The sequence below is a fragment of the Parvibaculum sp. genome (assembly GCF_040882025.1).
Lineage (GTDB): Bacteria > Pseudomonadota > Alphaproteobacteria > Parvibaculales > Parvibaculaceae > Parvibaculum.
Genome location: NZ_JBBECC010000156.1, coordinates 8,219 through 16,347, shown reverse-complemented (window position 1 = coordinate 16,347; position 8,129 = coordinate 8,219). Strand labels below are relative to the sequence as shown.

Here is an 8,129-nt window from a genome sequence, read left to right as displayed (position 1 = left end):
CTCGTCGTTCCGGCGGCGGCGCATGCGGCTTGCGAACTTGAGCCGGGCGATCGGGCGCGCGCGGTCGAGATCGTCGATGGCGACACGCTCGTTCTCGACAATGGCCGGCAGGTTCGCTTCACCGGCATTCAGGCGCCGAAGCTGCCGCTGGGGCGAGCGAATTTCAAGGCCTGGCCGCTTGCCGGGGACGCATATTCCACCCTGTCGGCGCTTGCGCTCGACAAGCCTGTCGCGCTTCGCCATGGCGGCAGCCACGAAGACCGGCACGGCCGCATCCTCGCCCATGTCTTTGCCGTCGACGAGAACGGCGAGGTCCTGTGGCTGCAGCAAGAAATGCTGCGGCGCGGGCTGGCGCGTGTCTATACGTTCCGCGACAACCGCGCCTGCGCCGCCGAGCTTCTCGCTGCCGAGCGCGAGGCACGCGAAGCGCGGCGTGGCATCTGGGCCGATCCCTTTTATGCGGTCCGTGCCGCGGACGATACGGCGACGCTCGCGCGGCTTCACGGCGGGTTCGAACTTGTCGAGGGTGTCGTGGTCTCCGCCGCCGTTATTCGCGGACGGATCTATCTCAATTTCGGCCAAGACTGGCAGGACGACTTCACGGTGACAGTTGCGCCGGGGGACGCTAGGCTTTTTCTCGACGACCGGATATGGAGTGTGCTGCTCGAACAGACCGACGGTCCGTCGGGACTCGTGGGCCGGCGGGTGCGGGTGCGCGGATGGCTCGGCCGTTACAACGGTCCTGAAATCACGCTCACGCATCCCGAACAAATCGAATTGCTGGATGAAATGCCATGAAGGGCGAAATGACAGAACGCGGTGGACGGATCGTGCGTATGGGGGCGACCATATCTGCCCTGATGGTGCTGCTTTTCTCCGCTGCCGCCTGCACGACCAATCCTGCGACCGGCGAGCGGCAAATCGCCCCGTTGATGTCGGTGGAGCAGGAGGCGAAAGTTGGCGCCGAGGCCCATCCGAAAATTCTCGAAGCCTTTGGCGGTGCCTATCCCGACGCGCAACTTGGCGGCTATGTGGCGGGTATCGCGACGCGGGTCGCGCGTGCCACAAATATTCCCAACGGACAGTACCACGTCACCGTCCTGGACAGCCCTGTCGTCAATGCATTCGCACTGCCCGGCGGCTATGTCTATGTGACGCGCGGGTTGATGGCGCTTGCCAATGACGAAGCGGAGCTTGCCGGCGTCATCGGTCACGAAATGGGCCATGTCGCGGCGCGTCATTCGGCCCAGCGCCAGACGGCGGCGATAGGTACGACGCTGCTGGGGGCGGTGTTGGGCGCGGTGATCGGCAATCAGGCCGCGAGCCAGGCCATCGGCCTCGGCGGGCAGGGCTTTCTCGCCGGCTATTCGCGCGATCAGGAATTCGAGTCCGACATGCTCGGCATCCGGTACCTGGTGGGGGCCGGATACGATCCGCTCGGCGTCGCCGACTTTCTCGAAACCATGGGCGCGCAGGATGCGCTCGAAGCGCGGGTCAGGAACCTGCCGCAGGATGCGACGCGAAACAACTGGCTGGCCAGCCATCCGGCGACCGCGTCACGCGTCGATGCCGCCCGCTCCCATGCCCGTGACGCGGGCGCAACACCGGCTACGGGCGAGCGTAACCGCGATACATATCTGAAAGCACTCAACGGGATGCTTTATGGCGACCGCCCGGAAGACGGGATTGTACGCGACCGCGATTTTCTGCATCCGAAGCTGAGGTTTGCCTTCAAGGCGCCGCCTGGCTTCGTTATCACCAATTCACCGGCCGTGGTGGTGGTGCAGGGCCCCGATCGAAGTTTGGCGAAGTTCGATATGGGACAAAAAGACGCCAGCGTCGAAATCGGGCATTACCTGACAAACCAATGGGCGAAAGGCACGCAGCTCTCCAGATTGCAGCGGCTCAAGATCAACGGCATGAATGCGGCGACAGCGACGACGCGGATCAACGACTACAATGCAAGGCTGGTCGTGATCGAATTTGCGCCGGACCGGGTCTACCGTTTTCTGGTGGGTACGTTGACGCAGACGGGTACGCGCCATGACGCCGCGCTGCAGGAAATGGTGATGAGCTTCCGCAAGCTGTCGGCCTCGGAAGCTGCTGCGGTGAAGCCGCTGCGTCTGCGCGTCGTTACCGTCAGGGCGGGCGACACGGCGGTGTCGCTTGGCCGGCGCATGGCCTATTCGGAATATCAGACCGACCGCTTTCGCGTTCTGAACGGGCTTGGTGCGGGCGAGGAACCGCGCCCCGGCATGCGCGTCAAGCTTGTTACCGAGTAGAGGGTTCGTCAGCCGAGCAGGCCGGCGGCTTCCGGATCGGGCACCTTGCTGAGCAGCGAGGTCCGCATCTTCTTCAGGGCCAGATGTTCGATCTGCCGCACGCGCTCCTTGGAAATTCCGAGTTGCGCGCCGAGCGTTTCGAGCGTCAGCGCCTCGTCGCGCAGGCGCCGTTCGCGGATGATGAGCAGTTCGCGTTCGTTGAGCTCCTCAAGCGCTTCGGCAATCCAGCGCGACCGGCACGCGCCGTCATGCTGTTCCATGACTTCCTCATCCGGCTGCGGTCGGTCGCAAGGCAGCATGTCCTGCCATTCCGCCGTGTTGTCCTCGGAGGTTCCGTCGGACAGCGTGGCGTTGAGCGAACGGTCGCCCGCCATCAGCCGCGCATCCATGGTTTCGACATCGTCGACGCCGACCCCCAGACGCCGCGCGATGAATATCCGGTCCTCGTGGCGCAGGTTCTGCCGTGTGCCGCTGTCGATCAGCGCGCGCAGGCGGCGCAGGTTGAAGAACAGGGATTTGTGCGCGGCTGTCGTGCCGGTACGCACGATCGACCAGTTGCGCAGGATGTAGTCCTGAATTGCCGCGCGAATCCACCAGCTTGCGTAGGTGGAGAAGCGCACGCCGCGCTCGGGCTCGAAGCGGGCGGCGGCCTGCATCAGGCCCACATTGCCTTCCTGGACGAGATCGCCATAGGGAAGTCCGTAATTGCGAAAGCGTGTGGCCAGCGAAATCACGAGGCGCATATAGGCGCATGTCAGTTGATGCAGCGCCTGTTCATCGCCCTTTTCCCTCCAGCGCCGCGCGAGATCGAATTCGGTTTCCCTGTCGAGCAGCGGTACGGTCATCGCGCGGCGCATGAAACGGCGGTTGGCGCGTTGGGTTTCGGGTGTGTCAGTGTGAGGCATCTCAGTTACTCCTCCGTTGCGCGGCGTGCTTTCGCACATCCGTCGTTTCGGTTGGCAACCTTGCTACGGCCGGCACATCGTCCCGGATCAACACCGGAAATGCAGGTCGATGCTCTTGTAGCGATACTTCATGGCCAGAAATGGGCGGGAAAACAAAAAAGGCCCGGCATTAAAACCGGGCCTTTCGTTACTTATTCCACAGGTTCCGCCGTATCAGGCCGCTTCGCTCGCCTCGCCGTCCTTGGGCGTCTTGTCGCCGCCGCGCGGCGTGCCTTGCAGTGCCTGTTCGACGCGCTCGATCGCCGCATCTTCGCCGATGCGTTCGACCGCCGCCACTTCCCGCGCCATCCGGTCGAGCGCGGCTTCGTAGAGCTGACGCTCGGAATAGGACTGCTCGGGCTGACGTTCGGAGCGATAGAGATCGCGGACAACTTCAGCGATCGAGATGAGGTCGCCGGAATTGATCTTCGCTTCGTATTCCTGGGCGCGGCGGCTCCACATCGTGCGCTTGATGCGGGCGCGGCCGCGAAGCGTTTCGATCGCGGAATCGACGACGCCGGTATCGGACAGCTTGCGCATGCCCACCGCGCCCGCCTTGTTGGTCGGTACGCGCAGCGTCATCTTCTCCTTGTCGAAGTTGATGACGAAGAGTTCGAGCCGGTGGCCGGCGACTTCCTTCTCTTCGATTTCGAGTATCTGGCCGACACCGTGAGCCGGATAGACGACGTATTCCTTCGCCTTGAAGTTGGCGCGCGGCGCCGCGGGCTTTGCGGGCTCCTTCGGCGCTTCCGCTTTCGCGGGCTTCGCCGCTTCCGCCCTGGCGCGCTTTGCCGTGGCTTCCCGTTCGGCCGCTTCGGTCTTGCGCACCTTTTCGGCGCGGCTCTTTGCCGCTTCCATCAGCTTGCTGGCGGCATTGGCCATCTTGGGCGGCGTTTTCTTCGGCGGCGGCGCCTTCGCGGGTTCGGGTTTGGGTTTGGCTGCTTTCTTCGCGGCTGCCTTGGGCGCGGCCTTTTTGGCGGGCGCTTTGGCAGGCGCGGCTTTCGCCTTCACCTTCGCGGGTTTGGCGGCCACACTTTTTGTCTTCGGCTTGGCGGCCGGCTTGGCGGCTTTCGCTGTCGATTTCTTCGCAGCCGCCGGCTTTGCCTTGGCGGCGGGTTTTGCCCTGGCCTTCGCCTTGGTCGCCGTGGTCTTGGCGTTTGCGGCTTTCGCAGCGCCTCTGGTTGCCGATTTGGACTTCGTGGATTTGGAGGATTTTGTCACTTTGCTCGCCATGGCCTTTCCTATACCCAGCCTTTCATAACCGGGGCCGGACGAGGGACACGATGCCTTCCCTGCCGGGCCTTGAATATCGATGCTCTACGGACAACCACATTCACCCGGGCTTCTCGGGTCTCCATGAAGAGGCCGTCAAATATCTCGGGCCGAAAGTCGCTTCCGGCCCCATTCCCCGACCGCCATACGCTGCGGCCGACTCCCGTGGATGACACTGTTTCTCGCCAATGGGCCCACCGCAGCCAACCAAGCCGCTTACTGCCAGCAGTTGCCCCCCTCAGCCCTACCTTTCCGGCTGGCAAAGCGGCACAAGGTGACGAGGTACAAAACAACAACCTTCGCGTCTTCAACGTGGGGTTGTGCCGCTAGCTCATTTCTCGCGTCCGTATTCGCGGCATTTCGCTGTGCGATATATATAACACAAAAACCCCCCTCTTGGAAGGCGGTGCGGCAAAAAGACAGTTAACACAGGGAGATAGAGCCCCAATCCACCTGATTGGTGCATGTTTTGGCGGTAAACTGCGATGATTGCCCGCAGAAAGACACGTCTGCAGGCCGAAGTTCTTGTTTCAAATCGGGACTAGAATGCAGACTCGCCAGCCGAAAGGGGTCAATCACCTTCGCCCGGCTCGGGACTGAAATGTTCGTCGAACTTGCCCGCGACGCCCTGCCATTCCTCAGCGTCGGCCGGCGGGTCGCGTTTGATGGTGATGTTCGGCCATTTCGACGCATATTCGGTGTTGAGTTCGAGCCATTTCTCGAGGCCGGGCTCGGTATCCGGCTTGATGGCTTCGGCCGGGCATTCCGGTTCGCAGACGCCGCAGTCGATACATTCATCGGGATGGATGACCAGCATGTTTTCGCCCTCGTAGAAACAGTCCACGGGGCAGACCTCGACACAGTCCATGTATTTGCAGCGTATGCATGCATCGGTCACGATATAGGTCATCGCAGTCTCCACTCGCGCGAATCTCGCGCGGTCCTTTCAAGTTTCCGGCGCGCGCGAGGTCCGCTCCGGCAATCCGAGCCGCGCCAGGACGCGTTGCCGTGCCTCGCCGGATTCGCGGTCGGGAACGTATATCAGGCCTGCGACGCGCCGCAACAGATTGGCTTCGTAGTCATCCAGAACGCCGTCGGAATAGACGATCTCCCACATCTTCTCGATCAACCGGATGCGTTCGGCCTCGTCGTAACCGCGTTTGATCGCCTGCGCCCATTTGTGCAGATCGATCATCCGGGCTTCCTCGCCTTCGGCTGCCGCCACCAGCGTGTCGACATCCGACGGCGAGAGGCCAAAGGCGTCGGCCGTCATACGCCGGATGGCGAGCCGTTCGTCGTCGCGAAAATCGGCATCTGTCGTCGCTGCCCGGACAAGCAGCGCCACGACGGCGATCTGAAGATCATCGAACTTGGGAAGGGTGTTTTCGGCCGGTCCAAGAAGGAACGATTTGATGGCGGTGAGCATGATATTTTACTTATACTGTGTGGAAGAAATTTTCAAATACATAAAAATTTGTAAAACTATTCATCCTCCTTCAGCGCGTCTGTCCGCCGCCGTTCCTTTTTGGTCGGGCGACCCGCGCCGGGTAGACGCCCTGTGGGAAGCTTGGTCGGTGCGTTTGTGGATTCCCGTGCCGGCCGCGGCTCCAAATCTCGATAAAGAGCGGCGGCCTCAGATGCCGGACCGCGCCGTAATCCCAACGACACAATCTCGATGACCCTGATATGGGGTCCCAACGGGAAAGTGAGAACATCGCCGGGGCGCACATTTCGGCTCGCCTTCGAAATGCGTTCGCCATTGATGCGCAGACGCCCGCTCTGAACGAGCGCCGATGCAACAGAACGGCTCTTTGAAAAGCGTGCGCACCATAGCCAGCGGTCGATGCGCTGACCGGGCTGTCCGGCGGCGTCTTCCATCGTGGGATCAGTTGCCGCCGGCGCGCTCTTTGAGCACGGCCAGCGCGGCAAAGGGCGAATCCGGATCGGGCTCGCGATCGCGCGACTTGCGCGGTTCGCGGTATCCGCCGTCCGGACGTGGACCCTGGGCAGGCCGCTCACCACGTTCGTCCGGTTTCCGTTTCGGCTTTCTGTGATGCTCGCGGCGTGCTTCGACCAGCTTCTCGCCTGCTTCAGTCTTCGGCTTGTTCGGCTGTCTTCTTCGCGCAGGCTTGCCTTCCGGCCTACGACGGACCGGCCGCCAGATTTCGAGCTCAACTGCGCTTGTCGAAATCGCCGGTTCCTCGGAAGACGTCTCGGCCCCGGCTTGATCGGTGCCATCCGAAGTGGCCGACACCTCCTCTGACTGTGCCTCCGCCGTCGACGCGATTGCCGGGTCGATTGCTGGCGCCGCAATCGCGTCAACGATGGCTGCAAGCGCCGCCTCCGCGGTCGTTTGCGGCGGCGTGCCGCCCGACGCCGCGCTTGACGCTCCGGCTGTTTCCGATTCCGCCGGACTGGTGGCGCGCGGCACGATGGTTTCACGTTGCGAACGATATCCAAGGCCCTGTAGCAGGCCGGCGAATTCCTCGCCCGAACAACCGACCAACGACATCATCTCGGGTGTCACCACAAAGCCGCCATTGTAGGTGCGGGCGGCGATCACGGGCCGGATCAGATCGGCAATACGTTCCAGCATGTCGAGCCGGACGGCGCGACCGCCGCAAACGCGGAAGCCCAATGCCTCGTAAAAGCCCTGCGGGGCCGATGGATTGGCGGAGACAGATGTCAGGCCGGGTGTGGGCGGTTGCGGCAGATCGGCAAACGCGTCTTCGGTATCCTTGCGTGTCAGCGCCCACAGTATCATCAACAAGCGTGCCGGCGCCGGTTTCAACAGTGCCGGCATGAAGATCGAATGGGCACCAAACCGGACGCCGTGCTTGCGCAGCTGGCCGCGCGCGGCTTGATCGAGCGTGCGAATGTCCTCGGCTACCGACTCGCGCTTCATCGATCCAAGATTTTCGGTCAGGCGGAAGGCAACGCCGCGGGCAAGTCCCTCTATGTCGACGGTATCGCGCAACGCAACCAGCGGCGCGAGGACGTTTGCGATATGCATCGCGATCCAGCCATCGAGGCGAGCCTGCGCGGCTTCGCGCAACGTGCCATTCAATTCTTCGTTGGCGATCAACTCCACGGATGGCTTCAGCGGTTCTGCGCCCGGCTTCAGGCAGGCGACCGAATGACCGGCCCAGACGATCCGTCCGTGATCGGACAAGGAAATATCCGAGTCCGGCGCCGCAGATAGTCGTTGAGCGCGATCCGCGATCTCGCCTGCCAATGCCTGCTCGGCGGCCGCACGCAGCACGCGCCCTTGTTCGCCATCGGCCTGCGGATCGGGAAGGAAGACGAATCCCTGAAGGCGGCCGACATGCTCGCCTTCGACCAAAACCTCGCCGTCACCGTTAACAACCGCCATTAAATCCTCGTTCTGGCGCAGACGCTTCATCAGGACACTGGTGCGGCGGTCGATGAACCGCTGCGTCAGACGTTCGTGCAATGCATCCGACAACCTATCCTCTATCGCACGCGCGCGCTCCTGCCAATGAGAAGGATCGTTAAGCCAGTCCGGCCGGTTCGCCACATAGGTCCAGGTGCGGATATGGGCGATGCGGGCCGTCAGCGTGTCAATCTCACCGTCTGCCCGGTCGAGGCGGGCAATTTGGCGCGCGAGCCA

Annotated in this window: 8 protein-coding genes and 1 pseudogene; 3 read left to right on the top strand and 6 right to left on the bottom strand. The window is 62.7% G+C overall.

Going from position 1 to position 8,129, the window contains the following annotated elements:
- Window positions 1-798: thermonuclease family protein (locus WEB61_RS11420; protein ID WP_368064459.1), on the top strand; the 798-nt coding region annotated here is incomplete at its 5' end.
- A gap of 8 nt (window positions 799-806) precedes the next feature.
- Window positions 807-2,282, top strand: a complete 1,476-nt coding sequence (locus tag WEB61_RS11415; RefSeq protein WP_368064458.1) for a M48 family metalloprotease — start codon at window positions 807-809, stop codon at window positions 2,280-2,282.
- A gap of 8 nt (window positions 2,283-2,290) precedes the next feature.
- Here WEB61_RS11415 and WEB61_RS11410 read toward each other — a convergent pair whose 3' ends face one another.
- Together WEB61_RS11410 and WEB61_RS11405 are read right to left on the bottom strand one after the other, a co-directional pair.
- Window positions 2,291-3,187, bottom strand: coding sequence for an RNA polymerase factor sigma-32 (locus WEB61_RS11410; RefSeq protein ID WP_368064457.1), 897 nt, complete (start codon window positions 3,185-3,187; stop codon window positions 2,291-2,293).
- A gap of 213 nt (window positions 3,188-3,400) precedes the next feature.
- The gene (locus WEB61_RS11405) at window positions 3,401-4,108 is read right to left on the bottom strand and encodes a CarD family transcriptional regulator (RefSeq protein ID WP_368064456.1); all 708 of its coding nucleotides are present in this window, start codon (window positions 4,106-4,108) and stop codon (window positions 3,401-3,403) included.
- 1 nt (window position 4,109) lies between these two features.
- Here WEB61_RS11405 and WEB61_RS11400 point away from each other — a divergent pair, with 1 nt between their 5' ends.
- Window positions 4,110-4,487, top strand: coding sequence for a hypothetical protein (locus tag WEB61_RS11400; RefSeq protein WP_368064455.1), 378 nt, complete (start codon window positions 4,110-4,112; stop codon window positions 4,485-4,487).
- 582 nt (window positions 4,488-5,069) lie between these two features.
- Here WEB61_RS11400 and fdxA read toward each other — a convergent pair.
- From fdxA to WEB61_RS11380, 4 genes and pseudogenes are all read right to left on the bottom strand, one after another.
- Window positions 5,070-5,408, bottom strand: a complete 339-nt coding sequence (gene fdxA, locus WEB61_RS11395) for a ferredoxin FdxA (RefSeq protein WP_368064454.1) — start codon at window positions 5,406-5,408, stop codon at window positions 5,070-5,072.
- Window positions 5,409-5,444: 36 nt separating this feature from the next.
- Window positions 5,445-5,924 (bottom strand): TerB family tellurite resistance protein, encoded by a 480-nt coding sequence (locus WEB61_RS11390; RefSeq protein WP_368064453.1) that lies wholly within the window; start codon window positions 5,922-5,924, stop codon window positions 5,445-5,447.
- 56 nt (window positions 5,925-5,980) lie between these two features.
- Window positions 5,981-6,376 (bottom strand): RNA-binding S4 domain-containing protein, encoded by a 396-nt coding sequence (locus WEB61_RS11385; RefSeq protein ID WP_368064452.1) that lies wholly within the window; start codon window positions 6,374-6,376, stop codon window positions 5,981-5,983.
- Window positions 6,377-6,383: 7 nt separating this feature from the next.
- Window positions 6,384-8,129 (bottom strand): annotated as a pseudogene (locus WEB61_RS11380) (disulfide oxidoreductase); the annotation flags it as partial.

Bases quoted from the DNA above. Each gene is read 5' to 3' on its own strand.
- WEB61_RS11415 (WP_368064458.1), top strand. From the start codon at position 807: ATGACAGAACGCGGTGGACGGATCGTGCGTATGGGGGCGACCATATCT.
- WEB61_RS11410 (WP_368064457.1), bottom strand. From the start codon at position 3,187: ATGCCTCACACTGACACACCCGAAACCCAACGCGCCAACCGCCGTTTC.
- WEB61_RS11405 (WP_368064456.1), bottom strand. From the start codon at position 4,108: ATGGCCAATGCCGCCAGCAAGCTGATGGAAGCGGCAAAGAGCCGCGCC.
- fdxA (WP_368064454.1), bottom strand. From the start codon at position 5,408: ATGACCTATATCGTGACCGATGCATGCATACGCTGCAAATACATGGAC.
- WEB61_RS11390 (WP_368064453.1), bottom strand. From the start codon at position 5,924: ATGCTCACCGCCATCAAATCGTTCCTTCTTGGACCGGCCGAAAACACC.
- WEB61_RS11385 (WP_368064452.1), bottom strand. From the start codon at position 6,376: ATGGAAGACGCCGCCGGACAGCCCGGTCAGCGCATCGACCGCTGGCTA.